Origin of the sequence: Bradyrhizobium sp. (genome assembly GCF_027451485.1) — a bacterium.
GTDB lineage: Bacteria > Pseudomonadota > Alphaproteobacteria > Rhizobiales > Xanthobacteraceae > Bradyrhizobium.
This window is the reverse complement of sequence record NZ_DAIDJE010000006.1, coordinates 1-22,913: the sequence shown is the minus strand read 5'-3', so window position 1 is coordinate 22,913 and position 22,913 is coordinate 1. Positions and strand designations below refer to the sequence as shown.

21 protein-coding genes are annotated in these 22,913 nt (G+C 61.9%); 11 read left to right on the top strand and 10 right to left on the bottom strand.

What is annotated here, in order from left to right:
• From NEZ08_RS00845 to NEZ08_RS00815, 7 genes are all read right to left on the bottom strand, one after another.
• The coding region (locus NEZ08_RS00845) for a phenylacetate--CoA ligase family protein (RefSeq protein ID WP_298102065.1) at window positions 1–1,032 on the bottom strand (1,032 nt) is incomplete at its 3' end.
• A 154-nt stretch (window positions 1,033–1,186) separates the two neighbouring features.
• Window positions 1,187–2,023 (bottom strand): ABC transporter ATP-binding protein, encoded by an 837-nt coding sequence (locus NEZ08_RS00840; RefSeq protein WP_298102062.1) that lies wholly within the window; start codon window positions 2,021–2,023, stop codon window positions 1,187–1,189.
• A 164-nt stretch (window positions 2,024–2,187) separates the two neighbouring features.
• Complete coding sequence (locus tag NEZ08_RS00835) at window positions 2,188–3,471, bottom strand: ABC transporter substrate-binding protein (RefSeq protein WP_298102059.1); 1,284 nt, start codon at window positions 3,469–3,471, stop codon at window positions 2,188–2,190.
• A gap of 57 nt (window positions 3,472–3,528) precedes the next feature.
• Window positions 3,529–4,602, bottom strand: coding sequence for a branched-chain amino acid ABC transporter permease (locus NEZ08_RS00830; RefSeq protein ID WP_298102057.1), 1,074 nt, complete (start codon window positions 4,600–4,602; stop codon window positions 3,529–3,531).
• Between the two features lie 132 nt (window positions 4,603–4,734).
• A complete protein-coding gene (locus tag NEZ08_RS00825) occupies window positions 4,735–5,628 on the bottom strand; it encodes a branched-chain amino acid ABC transporter permease (protein WP_298102054.1) in 894 nt (297 codons plus the stop codon).
• Window positions 5,629–5,758: 130 nt separating this feature from the next.
• Window positions 5,759–7,690: a long-chain fatty acid--CoA ligase gene (locus NEZ08_RS00820; RefSeq protein WP_298102052.1), complete on the bottom strand. Its 1,932-nt coding sequence runs from the start codon at window positions 7,688–7,690 to the stop codon at window positions 5,759–5,761.
• Entirely contained in the window at window positions 7,687–8,514 is an 828-nt protein-coding gene (locus NEZ08_RS00815; RefSeq protein ID WP_298102049.1) for an ABC transporter ATP-binding protein, read from the bottom strand. The genes NEZ08_RS00820 and NEZ08_RS00815 overlap by 4 nt, the downstream gene beginning before the upstream one ends.
• Before the next feature lie 302 nt (window positions 8,515–8,816).
• On the opposite strand from NEZ08_RS00815, the gene NEZ08_RS00810 reads away from it, so the two are divergent.
• From NEZ08_RS00810 to NEZ08_RS00800, 3 genes are all read left to right on the top strand, one after another.
• Complete coding sequence (locus tag NEZ08_RS00810; protein WP_298102046.1) at window positions 8,817–9,491, top strand: Crp/Fnr family transcriptional regulator; 675 nt, start codon at window positions 8,817–8,819, stop codon at window positions 9,489–9,491.
• Between the two features lie 191 nt (window positions 9,492–9,682).
• Window positions 9,683–10,768 carry a GDP-mannose 4,6-dehydratase gene (gmd, locus tag NEZ08_RS00805; RefSeq protein WP_298102043.1) on the top strand — a complete coding sequence of 362 codons (1,086 nt, stop codon included), beginning with the start codon at window positions 9,683–9,685 and terminating at the stop codon, window positions 10,766–10,768.
• Window positions 10,749–11,705 (top strand): GDP-L-fucose synthase, encoded by a 957-nt coding sequence (locus NEZ08_RS00800; protein ID WP_298102040.1) that lies wholly within the window; start codon window positions 10,749–10,751, stop codon window positions 11,703–11,705. The genes gmd and NEZ08_RS00800 overlap by 20 nt, the downstream gene beginning before the upstream one ends.
• A 51-nt stretch (window positions 11,706–11,756) precedes the next feature.
• Here the strand turns inward: NEZ08_RS00800 and NEZ08_RS00795 are convergent, their stop codons facing one another.
• Entirely contained in the window at window positions 11,757–12,599 is an 843-nt protein-coding gene (locus NEZ08_RS00795) for a uroporphyrinogen-III synthase (RefSeq protein WP_298102037.1), read from the bottom strand.
• Between the two features lie 125 nt (window positions 12,600–12,724).
• On the opposite strand from NEZ08_RS00795, the gene purU reads away from it, so the two are divergent.
• Window positions 12,725–13,588: a formyltetrahydrofolate deformylase gene (purU, locus tag NEZ08_RS00790; protein ID WP_298102035.1), complete on the top strand. Its 864-nt coding sequence runs from the start codon at window positions 12,725–12,727 to the stop codon at window positions 13,586–13,588.
• 118 nt (window positions 13,589–13,706) lie between these two features.
• On the opposite strand, the gene NEZ08_RS00785 is transcribed toward purU, so the two are convergent.
• The gene (locus tag NEZ08_RS00785; protein WP_298102033.1) at window positions 13,707–13,991 is read right to left on the bottom strand and encodes a hypothetical protein; all 285 of its coding nucleotides are present in this window, start codon (window positions 13,989–13,991) and stop codon (window positions 13,707–13,709) included.
• Window positions 13,992–14,338: 347 nt separating this feature from the next.
• Window positions 14,339–15,511: a 4-hydroxybenzoate 3-monooxygenase gene (gene pobA / locus NEZ08_RS00780; RefSeq protein WP_298102031.1), complete on the bottom strand. Its 1,173-nt coding sequence runs from the start codon at window positions 15,509–15,511 to the stop codon at window positions 14,339–14,341.
• A 50-nt stretch (window positions 15,512–15,561) separates the two neighbouring features.
• Here pobA and NEZ08_RS00775 point away from each other — a divergent pair, with 50 nt between their 5' ends.
• From NEZ08_RS00775 to NEZ08_RS00745, 7 genes are all read left to right on the top strand, one after another.
• Entirely contained in the window at window positions 15,562–16,470 is a 909-nt protein-coding gene (locus tag NEZ08_RS00775) for a helix-turn-helix domain-containing protein (RefSeq protein ID WP_298102029.1), read from the top strand.
• A 656-nt stretch (window positions 16,471–17,126) separates the two neighbouring features.
• Window positions 17,127–18,308, top strand: coding sequence for an ABC transporter substrate-binding protein (locus tag NEZ08_RS00770; protein WP_298102027.1), 1,182 nt, complete (start codon window positions 17,127–17,129; stop codon window positions 18,306–18,308).
• Window positions 18,309–18,464: 156 nt separating this feature from the next.
• On the top strand, window positions 18,465–19,334 hold the full coding sequence (locus NEZ08_RS00765; protein WP_298102025.1) for a branched-chain amino acid ABC transporter permease: 870 nt from the start codon (window positions 18,465–18,467) through the stop codon (window positions 19,332–19,334).
• Window positions 19,334–20,362 (top strand): branched-chain amino acid ABC transporter permease, encoded by a 1,029-nt coding sequence (locus tag NEZ08_RS00760; RefSeq protein WP_298102022.1) that lies wholly within the window; start codon window positions 19,334–19,336, stop codon window positions 20,360–20,362. Before NEZ08_RS00765 ends, NEZ08_RS00760 begins: the two co-directional genes overlap by 1 nt.
• Complete coding sequence (locus tag NEZ08_RS00755) at window positions 20,362–21,114, top strand: ABC transporter ATP-binding protein (RefSeq protein ID WP_298102019.1); 753 nt, start codon at window positions 20,362–20,364, stop codon at window positions 21,112–21,114. Before NEZ08_RS00760 ends, NEZ08_RS00755 begins: the two co-directional genes overlap by 1 nt.
• Complete coding sequence (locus NEZ08_RS00750; RefSeq protein WP_298102016.1) at window positions 21,107–21,817, top strand: ABC transporter ATP-binding protein; 711 nt, start codon at window positions 21,107–21,109, stop codon at window positions 21,815–21,817. Before NEZ08_RS00755 ends, NEZ08_RS00750 begins: the two co-directional genes overlap by 8 nt.
• A 204-nt stretch (window positions 21,818–22,021) precedes the next feature.
• A partial coding sequence (locus tag NEZ08_RS00745) for a 5-methyltetrahydropteroyltriglutamate--homocysteine S-methyltransferase (protein ID WP_298102012.1) occupies window positions 22,022–22,913 on the top strand: 892 nt, incomplete at its 3' end.

Genomic DNA, 22,913 nt, shown 5'->3' with positions numbered 1-22,913 from the left:
CAGCCGCCCGAGCTCGGGGTGGCGCTTGGCGACTTCGGCGATCTGTTCGGGGCGCACGAACATGCCTTTCACTTTCGTCGTCTGATCGGCGCGGCCCATCCACCCCTTGATGCGCAAGTTCGTGCGTCCGCAGGGGCTGTTGCCGGGCAGTACCGCCGTGAGGTCGCCGATAGCCAGCCGCACCCAGGGGTGCTCTGCATCCAGCGTGGTGACGACGATCTCGCCGACTTCCCCTTCCGCGACTGGCTCACCAGTGCCGGGCTTGACGATCTCCAGGATGACGTCCTCGTTGACCACCATGCCGTCATGCGCGGAAGTCTCATAGGCAACCAGGCCGAGGTCAGCGGTGCCGAACGCCTGGTAAGCCTCGATGCCGTGCGACTTGATCTCTTTCTGCAATGAGGCCGGAAAGGCAGCGCCGGAGACCAGCGCGCGCGTGAGCGAGGAAACGTCGCGGCCAGTTGCGATCGCGGCATCGATCAGGATCTTCAGAAAGTCCGGCGTGCCGCAATATCCGGTCGGACGATAGGCCTCGATCAGCTCGAACTGCGCTTCGGTATTGCCGGGGCCGGCGGGGATCACCGCGCAGCCGAGCGCGCGTGCCGCTGTGTCGAAAATGAAGCCGCCGGGCGTGAGATGATAGCTGAAGGTGTTGAGCACGACATCGCCCGGACGAAAGCCGGCGGCAAACAGGGCGCGCACCCCGCGCCAGGGATCGGCGTGCCGGGGCTCCGCCTCGAAGATCGGTCCGGGCGAGGTATAGAGCCGTGCAAAATCCCCGGGCGGCTTGCCGACGAACCCGCCGAATGGTGGCGCGGCCTTATGCCGGGCCGGCAGGTCGGATTTGCGCAAGACTGGCAACTTCGCCAGTGCCGCTCGGCTGGTGATCGCGGCCGGATCGACGCCGCGGAGATGCTCGGCATAGCCGGGTGCGGCAAGCGCCGCACGCAGTACATCCGGCAGCTGCAAAAACAGATCGGCCTCGCGCATCGCGTGGTCGCGGGTTTCTTTCCAATCGTAATGGTCGGTCATGGCGCCTCCCAGCTGCGGCTCTCGTCATGGTCGGGCAAAAGCGCGAAGCGCGTCTTCGTGTCGGTGCCCCGGCCATCCACGTATTGGCCGGTCCAAGAGGAAAAAAGTGGATGCCGTGCACCAGTCGCGGCATGACGGGCGAGGGATCGTGTGCTCACAGCCACCGCTTCCGCCGCTTGAAGCTCTTCAGGTTCTTGAAGCTCTTACGCTGGTCGCCGGCGCCGCCGAGATAGAATTCCTTGACGTCTTCGTTGTCGCGCAACTCCTCGGCGGTGCCGTCGAGCACCACCTTGCCTTGCTCCATGATGTAGCCGTGGCTCGCGACTGACAGGGCGGCGCGCGCGTTCTGTTCCACCAGCAAAATGGTGACGCCGAGATCGCGGTTGATCGCCTTGATGATGGCGAACACCTCCTTGACCAGAAGCGGCGAAAGACCCATCGATGGCTCGTCCATCAAGATCATCTTCGGCCGCGCCATCAGCGCGCGCCCGATCGCCAGCATCTGCTGTTCGCCGCCGGACAGATAGCCGGCGAGGCCTGTGCGCTCCTTCAGCCGCGGAAAATAATCGAACACCATGTCGATGTCGGCGGAGACGTCGCCGTCGCTGCGGGTGAAGGCGCCAAGCCGCAAGTTTTCCAGCGAGGTCATGTCCGCGACGATGCGTCGGCCTTCCATTACCTGAAAGATGCCGCGGCGGACGATCCTTTCGGGATCGATACCGTCGATACGCTCGCCGTTGAAGAGGATTTCTCCGCGTGTCACTTCGCCGTCCTCGGTCTTGAGCAGGCCGGAGATCGCTTTCAGCGTCGTGGATTTGCCGGCGCCGTTCGCTCCCAACAGCGCCACGATCGATCCCGTCGGCACGTCGAGGCTCAACCCGCGCAGCACCAGGATGACGTCGTCATAGACCACCTCGATGTTGCGTACGGCGAGGAGGGGGGAGGCCGTGGTTACCGTAGCCGGACGTGTTGGTTCGAGCGTCTGATTCATGATGATTATCTGGCGGTATCTGCTTTCTTACTCACCCGCTTGCGGGAGAGTCGGATCCCATCGCAGATGCGGTCCGGTTGAGACGGAGTGCTCCAGGATCGCGGCTTGTGATGAATCCCGGTCACCCTGACCCTCTCCCCGCATGCGGGGAGAGGGGGAGAGATTCACCACCCGAACCAGTCCGCCTTGCGCGGCAGTTCGACGGATTTGACCTTCTCGAGCTTGATCGTGCCCTTGGCCATGAGGTCGTTGATGTCGCCGTCGGTCGGTCCGGAAATCTTGGCGCGATAGAGATCGACCTTCAGCGTGCCGCGATGGTCCTTGTCGGTCCATGTCGATGGATTGCAGACACCGTCCATGCCGGCCGGAACCCAGTTGGCCTTCTGATAGAAGCCTTTCGCCACGTTTTCGCCGGTCGTGCCGCCATTCTTGGCCGCCCAGTCCAACGCTTCCTTCATGTAAAGCGCCGAGCACACGGCGGCGATGTAATGCACTGGCCGATAGACCTTGCCGGTCGGATCGCTCATTTTCGAGATTTCCATCACGGTCTTCATGCCCGGTGCATTGCCGCCCCAGGCGACCGCCGTTCGCAACGTGAAGATGACGCCATTGGCGGCATCGCCCGCGGTCTTGGCCGCGTTTTCGTCCATGCCCCAGACGTTGGAGAGAAACTGGACGTCGACGCCGGCGGTCTTGCATGCCTTCATGACCGAGATGTTGGAGGCGGCCGTATTGCCGAGATAGGCGTAGTTGGCCCCGGAGTTTTTCAGGCTCAGGCATTGACCGCTGAAATCCTCGGGCTTGAGCGCAAACACCAGGGGCGGCAACACTTCGAAACCGAGTTCTTTGGCCAGTGCTTCTCCGGCCGCCTTCGGCGCGTTGGGGTAGGGATGGTTGGCGCCCATATGGACGAACTTCGGCTTGCCCGGCTTGCCCTTGGCCTTCCAATCTTCCGCCGCCCAGGTCAGTTCGGCGCGCAGCGCATCGGAATAGGTCGGGCCATAGAAGAAATTATAGGGTGCGGCCTTCGCCTTGCCGCTGGTGCCTTCGGGATCGCTGAGCGCGGCCGCATAGGAGCCTGACATATCCGGGATCTTGTCCTGGGCGAGGAAGCCGGTCAGCGCTTCGGTATCCGCAGTGCCCCAGCCCATGATCGCCGAGACCTTGTTGTCGCCGGACGACCACTTCTTGTAGAGCGCAATCGCGCGCGGCACCTGATAGCCGTAATCGTTGGAGTCGACCGCAAGCTGCTTGCCGCCGACGCCGCCATGCTTGTTGACCCAGGCGAAGGTGTCGGCCACGCCCTGCCCATAGGGCGTACCGACGTCCGACGTGCCGCCGGAGAGGTCCTCGAGATGTCCGATCGCGATCTGGGCCTGCGCGGCCGATGCGGCGCCGCCCAGAATGACGGCCAACGAAACGGTGCCAAGTAGAGATGTCAACTTCATGGGGTCTCCTCCGGTACTTTGTTCCAAGTCGTTATTTCGATTCGCTTTGTTCCAGTCTCAATACGAAAACGGGTAGAGCTTCCAGTACGTCTTGACCTGCCGCCAGCGGTGCGCGAGTCCGTCGGGTTCGAACATCAGAAAGCCGATGATGATCAAGCCGACTGTGATCTCGCGCAGGAAGGTGATGTTGTTGTTGAGCGAAAGGGCGTGATCAAGGGCGGATCCCTTCAGGTTCGTGCTGATCCATTCCATGGATTCCGGCAGCAGCACGACGAAAGCCGTGCCCATCAGCGTTCCCATCACCGAACCGGTGCCGCCGATGATGATCATCGCCAGGAACAGGATCGAGCGTTCGATACCGAAGCCTTCCTGCGAGATCACGAGCTGGTAATGTGCATAAAGCGCCCCGGCGATGCCGGCGAAGAAGGCTGCAAGCCCGAATGACAGGGTGCGGTACTTCGTCAGGTTGATGCCCATGATCTCCGCGGAAAGATAGTGGTCGCGGATCGCGACCAATGCGCGGCCGTCACGCGTGCGCATCAGGTTGGTGACGAGCAGGAAGCTGACCACGAGATAGGCCAGCACGACATAGAAATATTGCCGGTCGCCGCGGAACGTGTAGCCGAAGACAGAAAATGGATTGGCGCTTGCCGGAATCGAGCCGCCGGAAAACCAGTCTGCGCGGGAGAAGAAGTCGAGCAGGATATATTGCGCAGCAAGTGTCGCGATGACGAGGTAAAGTCCCTTTAGTCGCGCCGCCGGCACGCCAAAGATCAGGCCGACCAGCGCCGTCACGACGCCCGCGAGCGGAATGGCGAAGAAGACGGGAATCGGAAAATTGTTGGAGAGGTAGGCCGAGGTGAAGGCGCCGAACAGGAAGAACGCGGCGTGGCCGATCGAGATCTGCCCAGTGAAGCCGACGAGAATGTTGAGGCCAAGCGCGGCAATGGCAAAGATGCCGATCTGGATCGAGATGCTCAGCCAGTAATTCGACAACAGATACGGCGCGAAGCAGGCGAGGATGATACCCGCAATCGCAAAGTATCGGCTCTTCGCGGTCGGAAAAATCGTGGTGTCCGCCGCGTAGGAGGTGCGGAAGTCGCCGGCGGGTATGAGCGAGGAGTTTGCCATCGGGGCTCTACCTTGCAGGACGCTTGGGATGGCTCATCGGCACGCCGCTCTTTATCTGAGCGTGATCTCCACGCAAACGTGTTACGCGTTTGTCGCGGGAAAAAACCGGTTTCCACTTTTCGGCGATCATGTTTACACCCGCTCGATGTCCTTGGTGCCGAACAACCCGTAGGGCTTGATCATCAGGATGATGATCAGCACGTAGAACGGCGCGATCTCGTAGAGATTGCCCCAGTGCAGGTACTGGCTGTCGACATACTGGGCGATGTTTTCAAGCAGCCCGATGATGACGCCGCCAAGCACGGCGCCGCCGATCGAGTCGAGCCCGCCAAGAATCGCGGCGGGAAATACCTTGATGCCGTAGTCGGCAAGTCCCGACGATACCCCGTTGACCACGGCGACGACGACGCCGGCGACCGCTGAGACCGTGGCCGAGATCGCCCAGGCCATTGCGAATACATTCTTCACGGAGATTCCGAGCGATTGCGCCACCTGCTGGTTGAAGGCGGTGGCGCGCATCGCCAGGCCATATTTCGAGGCGCGAAAGAACCAGGCCATTCCGATCATCATCGTGAGCGACACCGCAAGGCTCATGATGTAGACGCTTTGGATCTGCAGGCCGAACAGATCGACGGACTCGCTTGGGAACACGCGCGGGAACGGCTGCGGGTTGACGCCAAATATCCATTTCAGCGCCGCATCGAATACCGTCGACAGCCCGATCGTCACCATGATGACGGAAATGATCGGCTCGCCGATCATCGGCCTCAGGATCACGACCTGAATCGCGATGCCGAAGACGAACATGAAAACGAGCGTCAGTGGCATGCCGATCCAGAACGGCACGCCGTATTTGGTGAGCAGGGCCCAGCATACCCACGCGCCGATCAGGAGCAATTCGCCTTGGGCGAAATTGACGACCTGCGTGGCCTTGTAGATCAAGACGAACGACATCGCGACGACGCCATAGAGCGTACCGACCACAAGGCCGTTGACCAGGAGCTGGATCAGGAATGCGGTGTTCATTCCGGACGCTCCCATACTCTGCTCGTCATCGTCGGGAGTGACCTGGCGATCCATCGAACTTCTTCGCGAAGGCGATGAATGCGCGGGGCAAGCCCGCATAGGACAACCGGCAAAGATCTTGTCCCCATTCTCATTCCGCGGCCTCCGCAAGTGGCGCGCGCTCCGCGAGATCGACCACCTTCAGCGTGGTGCGGACGCGCTGCGTGCTGCCATCCTGGAAGCGGATCACGGTATCGACCGGTATCTGGCTTTTCCCGGCATAGATCGACTCGATGATATCGGCATATTTCTCGTTGATTACGCTGCGGCGGACTTTTCGGGTGCGGGTCAGTTCGCCGTCGTCGGCATCTAGTTCCTTGTAGAGCAGCAGGAAGCGCGAGATGCGTTGCGCCGGTGGCAGCGTGGCGTTGACCGCTTCGACTTCCTTCTGCAGCAGCGCATAGACTTCGCTCCGCGCCGACAGATCGGTGTAGGTGGTGAACGCGATCCGGTTCTTTTCCGCCCATTTCGACACGATCGAGAAGCGGATGCAGAGCATCGCCGCCAGATGGTCGCGGCCGGCGCCAAGCACGACCGCTTCGGCGATATAGGGCGAAAACTTCAGCTTGTTTTCGAGATATTGCGGCGAGAAGCGTTCGCCGCGGGAGGTCTCGGCGAGGTCCTTGATGCGGTCGATGACGACGAGCTGCTTCGCGCCGTTGAAGTAGCCGGCATCGCCGGATTGCAGCCAGCCGTCCTTCATGTCGGCCAACGAGGCTTCCGGGTTCTTGTAGTAGCCGAGGAACATGTTGGGGTGGCGGATCACGATCTCGCCGACGCCGTGGATGTCGGGGTTATCGATGCGGATTTCGATGTTGTCGGCCATGGCGACGCCCGTGGTATCGGGGTCGACGGCATCTTCGGGGTGAAGCGTATAGGCTCCCAGCGTCTCGGTCTGGCCGTAGAGCGTGCGCAAGGGTATGCCCATCGCGCGGAAGAACTTGAAGGTGTCGGGACCGAGCGCGGCGCCGCCGGTTGCGGCCGAGCGCAGGCGGGTAAATCCGAGCCGGTCGCGCAGCGCGCGGAATAGAAGCGTTTCGGCCACGACCGAATGATGGTTCTTGGCGAGCGCCGAGAGGCCGGCCTTCATGCCGAGCTCATAGAGCCCTTGCTTGAGCGGCGACGCGTCCATCACCCGGGCGCGGACGTCGGCGGCGATCGCCTCCCAGACCCGTGGCGCGAACAGCACGAAAGTCGGTGCGATCTCGCGCAGATCGTTCATCATGGTCTCGGGCTCTTCGACGAAGTTGACCTTCATCCGGCAGAGCAGCCCTTTGCCGAGCGCGTAGACCTGTTCCATGATCCAAGGCAGCGGCAGCACCGAGACATATTCGTCCTCCGGTCCCTTCGGGTCGAACTCAAGATAGGTCGCGCAATGCCGCAGAACCCGGCCCGGCGCCAGCATTGCGAGCTTCGGATGCGAGGTCGTGCCCGACGTGGTGCAGAGGATCGCGACATCCTCGCCGCGCGTGGTGTCGACAAGGCGGTCATAGAGCGCGGGTTCGCGGCTCGCCCGCTCGCGGCCTTTTCCGGCGAGTTGCTCGGCCGACATCAGCCGCGGATCGCTGTATTTCCGTAAACCGCGCGGGTCGGAATAGACGATGTGGCGGAGCGCCGGCGCGCGGTCGGCGAGCCCCAAGAGCTTGTCCACCTGTTCTTCGTCTTCGGCGAAGACGAGCCTGGCTGCGCCATAGTTCAGGAGATAGGCGGCTTCCTCGTCGAGCACATCACGATAGAGCCCGAGGCTCAAGCCGCCGATCGCATGGGTTGCGATTTCGGCCGCCACCCAGTCCGGCCGGTTGTCGCCGATGATGCCGATGACGTCGCCGCGCTTCAAGCCGAGTTCGACCAGGCCGAGGCTGAAATCCCGCACGCGCCTCTGGTAGTCGGCCCAAGTGAACAGCTTCCAGAGGCCGAGATCCTTTTCGCGCAGCGCGATCTCTTCGCCGAATTCCCTAGCGTTGAGCCGCAAGAGCTTTGGATATGTGTCGGCCTCACCGACGCGGGCGGCGTAATCCATCATGCCGCGGTCTCCGTGGGAGCTGGCGTCGGTGCCTCATCCGGATCGATCAGCACTTCATCTTCTTCGCCGAGATAAGCGCGCTTGACGTGGGGATCGGCGAGCACGGACGCTGGATCGCCTTCTGCGATCTTGCGGCCGAAATCGAGCACCATCACGCGGTGCGAGATGTCCATCACCACGCCCATGTCGTGCTCGATCATCATCACCGTCATGCCGAACTCTTCATTGAGATCGACGATGTAGCGCGCCATGTCCTCCTTTTCCTCGAAGTTCATGCCGGCCATGGGCTCGTCGAGCAGGATGAGTTTCGGCTCCAGCGCCATGGCGCGGGCAAGCTCGACGCGCTTGCGCAGCCCATAGGGCAGGGTGCCGGCAGTCGCCTTGCGCACCGGTTGGAGATCGAGGAAATCGATGATCTCCTCGACCTTGTGGCGATGTTCGAGTTCTTCGGCCCGCGCGCCGGTCAGCCAGTACAGTGAGCCGGTGAGAAAATTGTTCTTCAGCAGGTGATGCCGCCCGACCATGATGTTGTCGAGCACGCTCATGTGGTGGAACAGCGCAAGGTTCTGGAAGGTCCTGCCGATGCCAAGACGCGGCCGGGCGTTCGGGTTCAACGCGGTGATGTCCTGCCCGCGATAGAACAGCTGCCCCTCGGTCGGCCGGTAGCGGCCCGAGATGCAATTGACGATCGAGGTCTTCCCCGCGCCGTTGGGGCCGATGATCGAGAACAGTTCACCCGGTTTCACGATAAAGCTGACGTCAGTCAGCGCGCGCACGCCGCCAAAGCGTAGCGAAACCCCGCGCACCTCCAACGTCTGATCCAATCGTCCCTCCCATCTCAGGCGTTTTGGCAGGCGCTTTTCGCAGCTCTTGGCCATTATCTTTTGATTTTGCAGCGTAATCTTATATCGGCCGAACCGGTGAAGCCATGCGACGATTGGCAATTCTTCGCGCTGGCACACCGGATGCCAATAATGATTACTTGCGCTCAATGTCCCGATTGGGCGCAACCGCCTGCATAGGGTAAAGCCAGCATCTGGAATGTCTTGAGACCGACAATTCATTTGCGATTTTCGGATAAGTGGAATGTCGGTTGCTGCATTGCAGCAGGGTGGTTGGCGTCAGCATGATCACGGCGGATTACTTGCGAAAGATAGCGATCTGGTCGCGCGAACTGCCGGAGCGCGAGATCGAGACCGCACGCGCCGGCATCAAGGAGAAGTCGTACCGCCAGGGCGAATTCATTTTCCTGCGCGGTGACCATTTTGACTACTGGACAGGCGTCGTGTCGGGTCTGGTTCGGATGAGCACGGTCTCCCGCGGCGGCAAGGCCATGACCTTCACGGGCCTGACCTCGGGTGCCTGGTTTGGCGAGGGCACCATTTTAAAGAAAGAGGCGCGGCGCTACGACATGGTGGCGCTCCGCGATACGCGTATTGCGTTGATGGATCAGGGCACCTTCTTCTGGCTCTACGAGAACAGCGTCGCCTTCAACCGCTTTCTCGTCACGCAGCTCAACGAGCGGCTCGGCCAGTTCATAGGTCTTGTCGAATACGGCAGGACGCTTGATGTCACAGCGCGGCTGGCGCGTTCAATTGCCTCGCTGTTCAACCCGATCCTTTACCCCGACCTCAGCCGTCATCTGGAGATCACCCAGGAGGAAATCGGAGCGCTGTCAGGCATATCCCGCCAGAATGCCAACCAGTGCCTCAACCGGCTGGAAAAGGAAGGCCTGCTCCGCCTCGAATATGGCGGGGTCACCATTCTCGATCTCGAGCGCCTGCGGGGTTACGGCGAGTAACCAAATCCTGCAATGCCAGGCACTATCGGGCTGATTTTCCTTGATCTTTTGCGTTAGACTTCGGGGAAGGGGGGTGCTAAGGGCTGCCGCCAAATCCCCTTTTGATTGCTACGCATGACGTTTTCGGAAAACCGGTGCTCACTTTGCGCTAACGCGGCCCTGCCGGGTACGGATCATGCTTTGGAGACAAGATGACGGCTCAGGATACCAAGCGGCGCGTGGCGCTAATCACGGGCGTAACCGGGCAGGATGGGGCTTACTTGGCCGAATACCTGCTCGGCCTTGGCTACACCGTGCATGGCATCAAGCGGCGGTCGTCCTCGTTCAACACCGCCCGCGTCGATCACCTGTATGAAGATCCGCACACCGGGAACGTGCCGTTCCTGATGCATTACGGCGACATGACGGATTCGACCAACCTGATCCGCCTGGTGCAGCAGATCAGGCCGACCGAGATCTACAATCTCGCCGCCCAGAGCCACGTCGCGGTCAGTTTCGAGAGCCCTGAATATACCGCCAATGCCGACGCTATCGGCGTGCTGCGCCTGCTGGAGGCGATTCGCATTCTCGGCATGGAAAAGGAAACGCGCTTCTACCAGGCCTCGACCTCGGAACTGTACGGATTGGTGCAGGAGGTTCCGCAGAAGGAGACCACGCCGTTCTATCCGCGGTCGCCTTACGCCGTCGCCAAGCTCTATGGCTACTGGATCACGGTGAATTATCGCGAAGCCTACGGGATGTTCGCCTCGAACGGCATCCTGTTCAACCACGAGAGCCCGATCCGCGGCGAGACCTTCGTCACCCGCAAGATCACGCGTGCGGTGGCCCGGATCGAGGCCGGCCTTGAGCAAACGCTCTATCTAGGCAATCTCGACGCCAAACGCGACTGGGGCCACGCCAGGGACTACATCGTCGGCATGCACCGGATCCTGCAAGCCGACAAGCCGGATGATTTCGTGCTGGCGACCGGCGAAACGCGCTCGGTCCGCGAATTCGTCGAGTTGGCCTTCAAGGAGGTGGGCCGCAGCCTGGAGTGGCGCGGCAAGGGCGTCGAGGAAACCGGCATCGACAAGAAATCCGGCAAGACGCTCGTTCGCATCGATCCGCAGTATTTCCGCCCGACCGAGGTCGACCTCCTGATCGGCGACGCCAGCAAGGCCCACCAGAAGCTTGGCTGGAAGCCGCAGACGGGCTTTGCCGACCTCGTCAAGCAGATGGTGGCTGGCGATCTCGCAATCGCCCGGCGCGAGGTGGCCAATGGCAAAGACCCCGTTTGAACTGAAAGGCAGGCGCGTCTTCGTCGCGGGCCATCGGGGTATGGTCGGCTCCGCACTCGTGCGACGTCTTGCCTCGGAAGATGTCGAACTTCTCACGGTCGCGCGAGCCGAGGTCGATCTGCGCAATCAGGCCGCGGTGTTCGACTGGTTTGCCAAAAAGCGTCCCCAGGCGGTGTTTCTTGCGGCGGCAAAAGTCGGCGGCATAATCGCCAATAACACGCTGCGGGCCGAATTCATCTACGACAATCTGGTCCTCGCGACCAACATCATCCAGGCCTCACATCAGAGTGGCGCCGAGAAATTGATGTTTCTCGGGTCGTCCTGCATCTATCCAAGACTGGCGCCGCAGCCAATGCGCGAGGATTCGATGCTGACCGGGCCGCTGGAAATCACCAACGAACCTTATGCGATCGCCAAGATCGCCGGCATCAAGATGGTCGAGGCCTATCGCAGCCAGTACGGATCAGATTTCATCAGCGTGATGCCGACGAATCTCTATGGGCCGGGCGACAATTATCATCCCGAATACAGCCACGTGGTCGCGGCGCTGATCCGCCGTTTTCACGAGGCGAAGGTCGCGGGCGCGCCTGAGGTCGTGGTGTGGGGCACCGGCACGCCGCGGCGCGAGTTTCTCTACGTTGATGACCTTGCGGATGCCTGCATCCACTTGATGAAGACCTACTCGAGTGACGAACTCGTCAACATCGGCACAGGCGAGGACATTACCATCGCGGAATTTGCCCGCATGGTTGCCGGCGCGGTCGGCTATCGAGGGGTGATCAGCTTCGATCCTTCGCGGCCCGACGGCACGCCGCGCAAACTGCTCGATGTTTCCCGGCTCGCCAGGCTCGGCTGGCGCGCGCCCACGTCGCTTGAGGACGGAATCAAGCTCGCCTATCAGGCTTTTCTGCGGGAACATCAGCAGGCGGCGGAATAGGCTCCGCCGTCGTCATTCGGCCAGGAAAAATCTCGCTCGCAACCACACCATCTACTTGGGCGTTCCCCGCGCCCCCTTCCTGGCAAGCTCAGCTGCCATCGCCGCGATCAGCGGCCTCATGAAGAACGCGTCATTGGGCGGATAGATCGCGGCGGAGAGCCCGTGCAAGGCGAGCTCATTCGAAACTGCGGGCCCAATCGAGGCGATCAGCGTCTTGCCCAGCCCCTCGCGCAGGCGGGCTTCGCAGCCTTTGGCTTGTGCGACGTCGAACAAGCGACGGACCTGGCCCAAATTCGTGAGGGCGATCGCATCGATGCGTCCTGCGGCCATCTCTTCGATCGCGGTCAGGATGTGGCTTTCAGCGGCGCGCGCATCGTAAACATAGGGCGTCACGGAAATGGCCGTCGCACCCTGGGCTGCGATCGCGCGGAGCAGCGCGCTGTGATCCTTGTCGGGGTAAAGTTGCACGCCGATCCGATGGCCCTTGAGATCGATCCGAGCCAGCATCTCGATCACGCCTTCCGATGTCGGTTTTTCCGTCGTCATCTGCGGCTCGAGGCCGATCTCGCGCAAGGCGCGACCCGGCTTTGGCCCGCGCGCGAATTTGGAGGGTTTGCCGAGCGCGGCGATAAAATCCGATTCGGAATTCATCCGCCGCGCGGCCTTGCACAGCCGCCGCAGGCCTTCTCCGGTCATCAGCACGAGATCGTCCAACGGATGCTTGATCGCGCCGCGGATCCAGGCTTCGACGGGTGCGGGATCTATCGCATCGGCGATTGTGAACATCGGGCATTGCACGACGTCTGCGCCTTGCTCGGCCAGAAGTTTGGAGAACTGCGCTTCCTCGCGGCTCTCCAGGATCAGGATGCGATAGCCGTTCAGTCGGTCAGCCATGATGAAAAACCCTGGTTCATGCTGCTTTCACTTTGTTCATCTTGATCGTTTGCGGGATTACGGCAAGGTGATACAGCAGGGCACGCCAAGATCACCGTCGTCCCAAATCCCGCACGATAGCTGCCATGCCCGACCATCAATTCGTCCTCACGCTTTCCTGCCCGGATCGGCCGGGCATCGTCTCCGCGGTCTCGACGTTTCTGGCTCATAACGGCCAGAACATTCTCGACGCCCAACAGTTCAATGACGTCGAGACGGGACATTTCTTCATGCGCGTCGTGTTCAACGCCGCCGACCTTGCCGTAGGGCTTTCAGCGCTGCAAACCGGCTTTACCGCGATCGCGGATCGTTTCGGCATGGCGTGGCAGATGCGCGACCGCGCCAGCCGCCGGCGGGTGATGCTTTTGGTGTCCAAATCCGATCATTGCCTTGCTGACATCCTCTATCGCTGGCGCACCGGCGAGTTGCCGATGGAGATGACCGCGATCGCGTCCAATCATCCGCGCGAGACATATGCCAGTCTCGATTTCGGCGACATCCCGTTTCATTATCTGCCCGTTACGAAGGAGACCAAGACTGAGCAGGAAGCTGCGATCTGGGATCTGGTGACGAAGACCAATGCCGATCTCGTCGTGCTCGCGCGCTACATGCAGATCCTGTCCGACGATCTGTCAGCGAAACTGTCAGGCCGCTGCATCAACATCCACCATTCGTTCCTGCCCGGATTCAAGGGCGCGCGGCCCTACCACCAGGCGCACGAGCGCGGTGTCAAACTGATCGGTGCCACCGCGCATTACGTCACCCGCGACCTCGACGAGGGCCCGATCATCGACCAGGACGTCGAGCGCATCAGCCATCGCGACACGCCGGAGGATCTCGTCCGCAAGGGCCGCGATATCGAGCGCCGCGTGCTGGCGCGCGCCATGCGCCATCATCTGGACGACCGCGTGATCCTCAACGGCCGCAAGACCGTGGTGTTCATGGATTGAAGCCTGCGGGATGTGCCGTTAGGCGCAGGCATGGAAGCCATTTCTTCGTGCAGCCATGCGGGAGCGATGCATTCCGAGCTCGATGCTTTGCATCGCCCGGAATGACAATCATTGGTTTCTAATGCACCGGCTCGAGCCCGGAAGTAGCGGTGGGCGCGGACGCATTGGCGTTGGCGGGTGCAGGCTGAAGCCTTTTGCGCTCCTGCTCTTTCATAAAGGCATCGTACGCCGGGGTACCTGGCCGCGGCGGTATGTCCTTGGGTTCGCCGCCCGCCCATTGCGGCAGCGTATCGCCGATCATCGGGCCCACCTTTTCGCTGATCGACGAGCAGCCGCCGAGGACAGCCCCCGCAAGCCACAGCAGGGCGACGAAAAATCCGAACTGCCGTTGGCGGGTGATCATGTTAGGTGCGTCGAGCCCCATGTGAGTGGGAACGCAAGCCAAAGCGCAGCCGTCCCGACCGTGAGCCTAATAATCCACTTCTAACATTCGCTTACCTTCATGGCAGGCACTTTTGCGAATGTTAGAATTCTTGGACCACCAGCAAATACAGGATTCTAGTGGAGTTTTTGGATCTGACATTCGCCGAGCGCCCCCGCCGCCAGGCGGGGAGCGAAAGTCACATCCACTTCACTAGCCGCTAGAATGCAAAATTGGCTTATTCCGGGCCGGCTGGCGGGCCTATTAAGGTATTATTTTCTGCCAGGAAGCGCTGAACGGCGGATCTTGGGGTCCGGCCGGCAAGCGACTCAGAACGGAAGGCCGACATAATTCTCCGCGAGCAGCCGCAGTGCCGTTTCCGAGGAGAACAGGTAGTTCATCTCGGTCTGCTGGAGCTCATCATCATAGGGCAGGCGATCGGGAAAGCGATGCAGCAGCATCGTCATCCACCAGGAGAAGCGCTGCGCCTTCCAGATCCGGGCCAGCGCCTTTTTCGAGTAGCCCTCAAGCCCGGAATCGTCGCCCTTTTGGTAGTGGGCGATGAGCGCGTGGTAGAGGTAATAGATGTCGGACGCTGCGCTGTTGAGCCCGCGTGCGCCGGTCGGCGGCACGATATGGGCGGCATCGCCGGCGAGGAACAGCCTGCCGTATTGCATCGGCTCGGCCACGAAGCTTCGCAGCGGCGCGATGCTTTTCTCGATCGAAGGGCCGGTGATTAGCTTCGCGGCGACCTCTTGCGGCAAGCGTCGCCTCAGCTCGGCCCAGAACGCATCGTCCGCCCAGTCCTTCGGCTTGTCGGTGAGCGGGACCTGGATGTAATAGCGGCTCAGCACCTGCGAGCGCATCGAGCACAGCGCAAAGCCGCGCTCGTGCTTGACATAGATGAGTTCGGGAGACACCGGGCGCGTGCGCGACAATACGCCGAGCCAGCCAAACGGGTAGATCTTCTCATATTCGCGCAGCACGTCTTTTGGGATCGACTGGCGGCTGACTCCGTGAAAGCCGTCGGCGCCGACCACAAAATCGCACAGGACGCGCACCCTTTCGCCGCCGGACCGGTAGGTGACGAAGGGCGCATCCGATTTCACCTCGTGCAGCGTGACGTCTTCGGCATTGTGCACGACCTTGCCGCCGAGCCTGTCGCGCGCCTCATAGAGGTCGCGCGTCAGCTCGGTCTGGCCATAGACGATCACCGAGTTCCCGCCGGAATATTTGTGCAGATCGACATGGTCGAGGACGCCGTCATGGGCGATATGGAAGCCGTTGTGGATTTCGCCTTCGCGGTCCATGCGCTCGCCGCACTGCGCCTCGCGCATCAATCTTGCAAATCCATGTTCGAGAACGCCGGCGCGGATGCGGGAGAGCACATGCTCGCGGCTGTACTTTTCCAACACGATTGTATCGATGCCGCGCAGGTGCAGCAGCTGCGACAGCAGCAGCCCGGACGGACCGCCGCCGACGATGCAGACCTGAACTTTCATTTTCGATGCCTCCCTTCATCAGATGTTCGCGCATCGGCCCGCACAAACCGATGGAGGGATCGGTCCTTGTCTTGTACAATTCGAACATGCGAACGGCACTCTCCAGATCGGCCATCCAGGTTTACAATCTGTTCGGCGAGAAGCGCGATTTGCCCGACGTCGTGCATTGCGAGACCATTGCCGCCCGCTCGGTGCTGCATAACTGGAAGCTCGCCGTGCATCGCCATGCGCGGCTGCATCAGGTGCTCCTGATCGAGCGCGGCAGCGGCGAGGCGACGCTCGACGGCCGGACTTTCCCGCTCAAGTCCATGAATATGGTCAATGTGCCGGTCGGTGACGTTCATGGCTACAGCTTCGCGCCGGGAACGCAGGGCTGGGTTCTCACCATCGCCGCCGAAGTGCTGGACGAAGCGCTGCTGTCGGCGGAGGGCTTGAGGGCGGCGCTGGCGCAAGCCGGCGTGCTGCGCAGCACGCGCGAGATACGCGCGCTGATGCAGCAGATATTTGCCGAACACGCCGCGCGGCACTTTGCGCGCGCACATCTACTGCGCGCCTTGTCGGCGGCCCTAATCGGGCTGGTGGCGCGCGAGATAGCCGGCCAGCGCGGCACGCCGGGTGCCGTCGATTCCGAATTATTCCGCCGCTTCGAGGCGCTGATCGAACAGCATCATCTCAAGCGTTGGACCGTCGCGGACTACGCCGAGGCGTTATCGGTGACCCCGACCCACCTCAACCGCCTGACGCGGGCCTCGACCGGCGACACCGCCTCGCACCTGATCCTGAACCGGCTGATCCGCGAGGCGCGGCGCAATCTCGTCTACACCAACCTGCCGGTCTCAATGATCGCCTATGCGCTCGGGTTCGACGACCCCGCTTATTTCAGCCGTGTCTATGCCGCCGCTACCGGCCTTTCGCCGAGCGCCTTCCGCGCCCAGGTGCATGGTGGGGAGGCAGAGTAATCCAGGCTCACGCGCTTCTCCTCTTCCCTTGCGGGGCAAGGTGGCGCGGATTTCGGCCGCCGGATAAGGGGGTCCGTTCGCTTGTGAACCCAGACGAGCGACCCCGCCTGCGGAAGCGGTAGCCTCAGCCAGGTGAGTTCGCGTGTAGCGCGATCTGGGGGGATTGCGCGCGCCAGCATTCGGCTGCTGCCGCGCGCCGGCGGGTTGGTGAAGCTGCCGATGTTCAAACCTGCAAGGTTGTCGCCGCCTGGTCGGCACCGCAGGATTGAATCGTGCAAATGAAAGGCTCGATTGTCCCTCCTCGCCGGAGGGCCGGCTCTTCTACCAAGCGAGGAAAAAAGCGACGCGGTGCGGTTTCGTCGACCCGCCCTTGCATTCCTTGTACAAATGTACAAAAGACTTGCTGGCAGCACTCAGTAACGCAATTTCGGACTGAGGGGTGCCAAGGGGACACATGTTGGCGCGGCAGTTTAAGGTATAAAAATACCAAATGGTCGTAAGCCAGAATCGTCCTCGTGCAATCTGAACTGGCGCGGCCGGTGCTTCTATTGTCGCGATTGACAATGACCGGGCGGCGAGACGCCATGATGGCGCCGACACGCCTGGCGCGATCATGCAGAACTAAGGGCCGCCAGGCCGTTGAGGGAGGGATGGATATGTTCACGAACAAACGAAAGCTGCGGTGGTTGGCGCTGGGTGCCGTCGCGACTGGGGCGCTCGCCTCGGCGCCGGTGCCGGCGCAGGAGGTCGTCAAGATCGGCCTGATCGTGCCGATGACCGGCGGTCAGGCCTCGACCGGCAAGCAGATCGACAATGCGGTCAAGCTCTACATGCAGCAGCACGGCGACACCGTTGCCGGCAAGAAGATCGAAGTCATCCTCAAGGATGACGCGACGCTGCCCGACAATACCAAGCGTCTTGCGCAGGAGCTGATCGTCAACGAGAAGGTCAACATCATCGCAGGGTTCGGCATCACGCCTTCCGCGTTCGCGGCAGCGCCGCTGGCGACGCAGGCAAAGGTGCCGGAAGTCGTGATGGCGGCCGGCACCTCGAGCATCACCGAGAAGTCACCCTATGTCGTGCGCACGAGCTTCACGCTGGGGCAGTCCTCCACCATCATTGCCGACTGGGCGGTCAAGAACGGCATCAAGAAGGTCGCGACGCTGACTTCGGACTACGCGCCCGGCAATGACGCGCTGAAATTCTTCAAGGAGCACTTCACCGCGGGCGGCGGCCAGATTGTTGAGGAGGTCAAGACGCCGCTCGCCAATCCCGATTTCGCGCCGTTCCTGCAACGCATGAAGGACGCCAAGCCGGACGCGATGTTCGTGTTCGTGCCGGCAGGCCAGGGCGGCAACTTCATGAAGCAATATGCCGAGCGCGGGCTCGACAAGGCCGGCATCAAGGTGATCGGCCCGGGCGACGTCACCGACGATGACCTGCTGAAGGACATGGGCGATGCCGCGATCGGCACCGTCACCGCGCATATTTATTCGGCCGCGCATCCGTCGGAGAAGAACAAGGAATTCGTCGCCGCCTACAAGAAGGCGTTCCACCAGCGGCCGGGCTTCATGGCGGTCGGCGGATATGACGGCATGCACCTCATCTACGCGGCGCTGCAGAAGACCGGCGGCAAGGCCGACGGCGACTCCCTGATTGCTGCGATGAAGGGGATGGCTTGGGAAAGCCCGCGCGGTCCGATTTCGATCGACCCGGAAACCCGCGATATCATCCAGAACGTCTATATCCGCAAGGTCGAGAAGGTCGACGGCGAGCTCTACAACGTCGAGTTCGAGACCTTCAAGAACGTCAAGGACCCCGGCAAGACAAAAAAGTGACCGTGAGGTCATCCGCGATTTCAGCCGTATCACTCCGTCATGGCCGGGCTTGTCCCGGCCATCGACGCCGTCCTTCATGTAGTCAGAAACAAAGACGGACGCCCGGCTCAAGGCCGGGCATGACGACCTGAATCAGGAGGTTAGCAGTTCGCCCGGATGACCAGCATTCTCACCAACCTGTTCGATGGCGTCGCCTACGGCATGTTGCTGTTCGTGCTGGCGTGCGGGCTGGCGGTGACGCTGGGGTTGATGAATTTCGTCAATCTGGCGCACGGCGCATTTGCGATGGCCGGCGGCTATATCTGCGCGGTGCTGGTCAACGGCCAGGGCTGGCCGTTTTTTGCCGCGCTGCCGTTCGCATTCATCGGCAGCGGCCTGATCGGCGCAGCATTCGAGCGCGGGCTCTACCGTCACCTCTACACGCGAAGCCATCTCGACCAGGTGCTTTTTTCGATCGGTCTCGTCTTCATGTCGGTCGCCGCCGTCGATTATTTCATGGGCTCCTCGCGCGTCTTCATCAACTTGCCTTCCGCGCTTGAAGGGCAGTTCGACGCGTTCGGGGTTGGCATCGGCCGCTACCGGCTGATGATCATCGTGATCTGCGGGCTCCTGACCGCGCTGCTGCAGCTGATCCTGGCGAAGACGCGCTTTGGCAGCCGCCTGCGCGCCGCAGTCGACGATCCGCGTGCGGCAAGCGGGCTCGGCATCAACGTGCCGCAGGTCTTTGCCTTCACCTTCGCTTTCGGTTGCGGTCTTGCCGGTCTGGGCGGCGCCTTGAGCGCCGAAGTTCTCGGGCTCGATCCGTATTTTCCGCTGAAATTCATGATCTACTTCCTGATCGTTGTGACGGTGGGCGGCTCGTCCTCCATCACCGGGCCGTTTCTGGCCTCGCTCCTGCTCGGCATCGGCGATGTCGCCGGCAAGTATTACGTGCCCAAGATGGGACCGTTCGTGATCTACACCATCATGATCGTCATCCTGATCTGGCGTCCCAACGGGCTGTTCGGCCGGACAGCGGCGCGCTGATGGCAACCTCGTCGGACGTCGGCAGGATCGCACGGGCCCATGCCAGCTGGCATTGGAGCGAGATCGCGTTCTGGTGTCTCGCGCTGGCCTGCGGCTTTGCGTTTCCCTCCCGTTATCTGATCATGACCGACATCGTGCGGCTTGGGCTGTTTGCGCTCTCGCTCGATCTGATCCTGGGCTATGCCGGCATCGTGTCGCTGGGGCACGCCGCTTTCTTCGGCATCGGCGCCTACAGCGCCGGCCTCTTGGCGCTGCATGGCGTGATCACCGAGCCCGTGCTTGCGCTTCTCGTAGCGGGTCTTGCGGCCACCGTGATTGGCTTTCTCACCAGCTTTCTCGTCATTCGCGGCGTCGATCTGACCCGGCTGATGGTCACCCTCGGCATCGCGCTGCTGCTCGAAGCGCTCGCCGAACGCTATTCGGACATCACCGGGGGCACCGACGGGTTGCAAGGCATCGTGATGGCGCCCGTGCTCGGTCTGTTCGAGTTCGATATCTTCGGCAGGACCGGCTTTTTCTACGCGCTGATCGTGCTGTTCTTGCTGTTCCTGATCGCCCGGCGAGTCGTGCATTCGCCATTCGGCCTGTCGCTGCGGGCCATCAAGAACAATCCGCTGCGCGCGGCTGCGATCGGCGTGCCGGTCAACCGCCGTCTGATCGCGGTCTATACGCTGGCCTCCTTCTACGCCGGGATCGCCGGCGCGCTGTTCACCCAGACCACGCAGCTCGCTTCGCTCGATGTGTTTTCCTTCGAGCGTTCGGCCGATCTGATGCTGGTGCTCGTCATCGGCGGCACCGGCTACCTCTATGGTGGCCTGATCGGCGCTGTGGTCTTCCGGATGCTGCAGGAGTTCTTTTCCACCATTACCCCGGAATACTGGCAGTTCTGGATCGGGCTCGTCCTCGTCGTGATCGTGCTGGTCGGCCGGGCGCGGCTGCATCGCTGGGTGCTGTTAGTGCCGAACTGGATCAGCCGGCAGCTCAGCGGTCGAAAGGCCGCGGTCGCCATTCCCGAGAGCGAGGCGTAATGACGCTGGCGCTGGAAACGAAAGGGCTCGAGAAGCAGTTCGGCGCCCTCAAGGTTACGCGCGACCTGTCGCTGCAGGTCGCCCACGGCGCGCGCCATGCCTTGATCGGACCGAACGGCGCCGGCAAGACCACCGTGATCAACCTTCTGACCGGCGTGCTCAAGCCGGACGCGGGGCGGATCCTGCTGGAAGGCCATGACATCACGAACCGCACGGTGCATGGCCGCGTGCTGCGCGGCCTGTCCCGCACCTTCCAGATCAACCAGCTCTATCCCGATTTGACGCCGATCGAGACCATCGGCCTTGCGGTGGCCGAACGGCTCGGCCGCGGCGGAGACTGGTGGCGCGTGATGGGCACGCGCAGCGACGTCAATACCGAAATCGCGGAAAATCTTGCGCGCTTTCACCTGACCGATGTCATGAATGAGCCGACCGCGACGCTTGCCTACGGCAAGCAGCGCCTGCTCGAGATCGCGGTCGCGATCGCCAGCAAGCCGCGCGTGCTTTTGCTCGATGAGCCCGCTGCCGGTGTCCCGGAAAGCGAGCGTCATGATATCCTTGCCGCCGTCGCGAGCCTGCCGCGGGACGTCACGGTGCTCCTGATCGAGCACGACATGGATCTGGTGTTTTCCTTTGCCGACCGGATTTCGGTGCTGGTCAATGGCGCCATGCTGGTGGAAGGAACGCCGGACGAAGTTGCGCGCGACGCCCGGGTCAAGGCGGTCTATCTCGGCGAGGGCGTCGATGGCTGATCTGCTGTCCATCGAAAATCTGCGTGCCGGCTACGGCGAGGCGATCGTGTTGCCCGACATGACGCTGAGCTTGGGGGAGGGTGAGGTTCTGGCGCTGCTCGGGCGCAACGGCACCGGCAAGACCACGCTCATCAATTCGATCGTCGGCGTAACGCGCCGCTTCGGTGGCAAAGTGGTGCTGGCCGGACACGAACTGACCGCGATGCGGCCCGATCAGCGGGCGCGTGCCGGCATCGGCTGGGTGCCGCAGGAGCGCAACATCTTTCGCTCGCTCACGGTGGAAGAGAACATGACCGCCGTCGCGCAGCCAGGGCCGTGGACGGTAGAGCGGGTCTACGAGATGTTCCCGCGGCTGAAGGAGCGCCGCAACAACTTCGGCAATCAGCTTTCCGGCGGCGAACAGCAGATGCTGGCGGTCGGCCGTGCGCTCGTCCTCAATCCGAAGGTGCTGCTCCTGGACGAGCCGACGGAAGGGCTTGCACCGATTATCGTCGAGGAATTGCTCAAGGCGCTCGGCACCATCACCCGCTCGGGCGGCATCTGTTCGATCATTGTCGAGCAGAACGCGCGGAAAATCCTCTCTCTGGCCGACCGCGCCGTGATACTGGAACGTGGCGCGATCGTGCACGAGGCCGCAAGCAGCGTCCTGAAGGCCGACCCTTCGGCGCTGGAACGTTTTTTGGGTGTCGCCGGCAAGTCGTGATGTTACTTTGCCTGTCATCCCGGAGTCATGCGAAGCATCGAACCCGGAATGGATGGAGCAGCAAAGTTGTCGGTAAGGATGGATCCGGGCCTGCGCCTTGCGGCGTATGCCGGAATGACGGCAATATAATTGTAACGCGGTCTGGCGGCCGCTCCTCAGATAAGGCCGATCAAATTTCGGCAGAGGTCCTCAGGGAGTGAAACCATGCAAAGAACAAAGCCCCCCTTCCGTGCCGACGAGGTCGGCAGTCTGTTACGGCCACAGCGCATCAAGGAAGCGCGCGCCAGGCTCGAGAAGGGCGAGATTTCGCCGGATGAGCTGCGCAAGATCGAAGACATGGAAATCGAGAAGGTCGTCCATCGCCAGGCGTCGACCGGCTTGCAGCTTGCGACCGACGGTGAATTCCGCCGCTCCTGGTGGCATTTCGATTTCCTCGCCAAGCTCGCCGGATGCGAAATGTTCCATCCCGAACAGGGCATCCAGTTCGCCGGCGTTCAGACCCGGCATGATGCGGTGCGCGTCGTGGGGCCGCTCGATTTTCCGGACGATCACCCGATGCTGGCGCATTTCAAATTCCTGAAAAAGCAATGCGACGCCGCGCACGTGGTGCCGAAGATGACGATTCCATCGCCGGCGGTGCTGCATTTTCGCGGCGGCCGCAAGTCGATCTCGAAAGAGGTCTATCCCGATCTCGACGCCTTCTTCCAGGACCTTGCCAAAACCTACCGCAAGGCGGTGAAGGCGTTCTATGACGCTGGCTGCCGCTATCTTCAATTCGACGACACCGTGTGGGCGTATCTCTGCTCGCAGGACGAATTACGGAAAGCGCGCGAGCGCGGTGACAATCTCGACGGCTTGCAGCAAACCTACGCGCGCGTGATCAACTACGCGATCGCCGAGCGTCCCGCGGACATGGCCATCACGACGCATGTCTGCCGCGGCAACTTCCGTTCCACATGGATTTCGTCCGGCGGCTACGAGCCGGTGGCCGAGACGCTACTCGCCGGCACCAACTATGACGGCTACTTCCTGGAATATGATTCCGAGCGGGCCGGCGGCTTCGAGCCGCTGCGCTACCTGCCAAAGGGCAACAAGG

Bases quoted from the DNA above. Each gene is read 5' to 3' on its own strand.
- NEZ08_RS00810 (WP_298102046.1), top strand. From the start codon at position 8,817: ATGATCACGGCGGATTACTTGCGAAAGATAGCGATCTGGTCGCGCGAA.
- NEZ08_RS00840 (WP_298102062.1), bottom strand. From the start codon at position 2,023: ATGAATCAGACGCTCGAACCAACACGTCCGGCTACGGTAACCACGGCC.
- NEZ08_RS00825 (WP_298102054.1), bottom strand. From the start codon at position 5,628: ATGAACACCGCATTCCTGATCCAGCTCCTGGTCAACGGCCTTGTGGTC.
- purU (WP_298102035.1), top strand. From the start codon at position 12,725: ATGCCCGACCATCAATTCGTCCTCACGCTTTCCTGCCCGGATCGGCCG.
- NEZ08_RS00785 (WP_298102033.1), bottom strand. From the start codon at position 13,991: ATGATCACCCGCCAACGGCAGTTCGGATTTTTCGTCGCCCTGCTGTGG.
- gmd (WP_298102043.1), top strand. From the start codon at position 9,683: ATGACGGCTCAGGATACCAAGCGGCGCGTGGCGCTAATCACGGGCGTA.
- NEZ08_RS00820 (WP_298102052.1), bottom strand. From the start codon at position 7,690: ATGATGGATTACGCCGCCCGCGTCGGTGAGGCCGACACATATCCAAAG.
- NEZ08_RS00770 (WP_298102027.1), top strand. From the start codon at position 17,127: ATGTTCACGAACAAACGAAAGCTGCGGTGGTTGGCGCTGGGTGCCGTC.
- NEZ08_RS00830 (WP_298102057.1), bottom strand. From the start codon at position 4,602: ATGGCAAACTCCTCGCTCATACCCGCCGGCGACTTCCGCACCTCCTAC.
- NEZ08_RS00775 (WP_298102029.1), top strand. From the start codon at position 15,562: ATGGAGGGATCGGTCCTTGTCTTGTACAATTCGAACATGCGAACGGCA.
- NEZ08_RS00835 (WP_298102059.1), bottom strand. From the start codon at position 3,471: ATGAAGTTGACATCTCTACTTGGCACCGTTTCGTTGGCCGTCATTCTG.
- NEZ08_RS00795 (WP_298102037.1), bottom strand. From the start codon at position 12,599: ATGGCTGACCGACTGAACGGCTATCGCATCCTGATCCTGGAGAGCCGC.
- NEZ08_RS00755 (WP_298102019.1), top strand. From the start codon at position 20,362: ATGACGCTGGCGCTGGAAACGAAAGGGCTCGAGAAGCAGTTCGGCGCC.
- NEZ08_RS00800 (WP_298102040.1), top strand. From the start codon at position 10,749: ATGGCAAAGACCCCGTTTGAACTGAAAGGCAGGCGCGTCTTCGTCGCG.
- NEZ08_RS00760 (WP_298102022.1), top strand. From the start codon at position 19,334: ATGGCAACCTCGTCGGACGTCGGCAGGATCGCACGGGCCCATGCCAGC.
- NEZ08_RS00750 (WP_298102016.1), top strand. From the start codon at position 21,107: ATGGCTGATCTGCTGTCCATCGAAAATCTGCGTGCCGGCTACGGCGAG.
- pobA (WP_298102031.1), bottom strand. From the start codon at position 15,511: ATGAAAGTTCAGGTCTGCATCGTCGGCGGCGGTCCGTCCGGGCTGCTG.
- NEZ08_RS00765 (WP_298102025.1), top strand. From the start codon at position 18,465: ATGACCAGCATTCTCACCAACCTGTTCGATGGCGTCGCCTACGGCATG.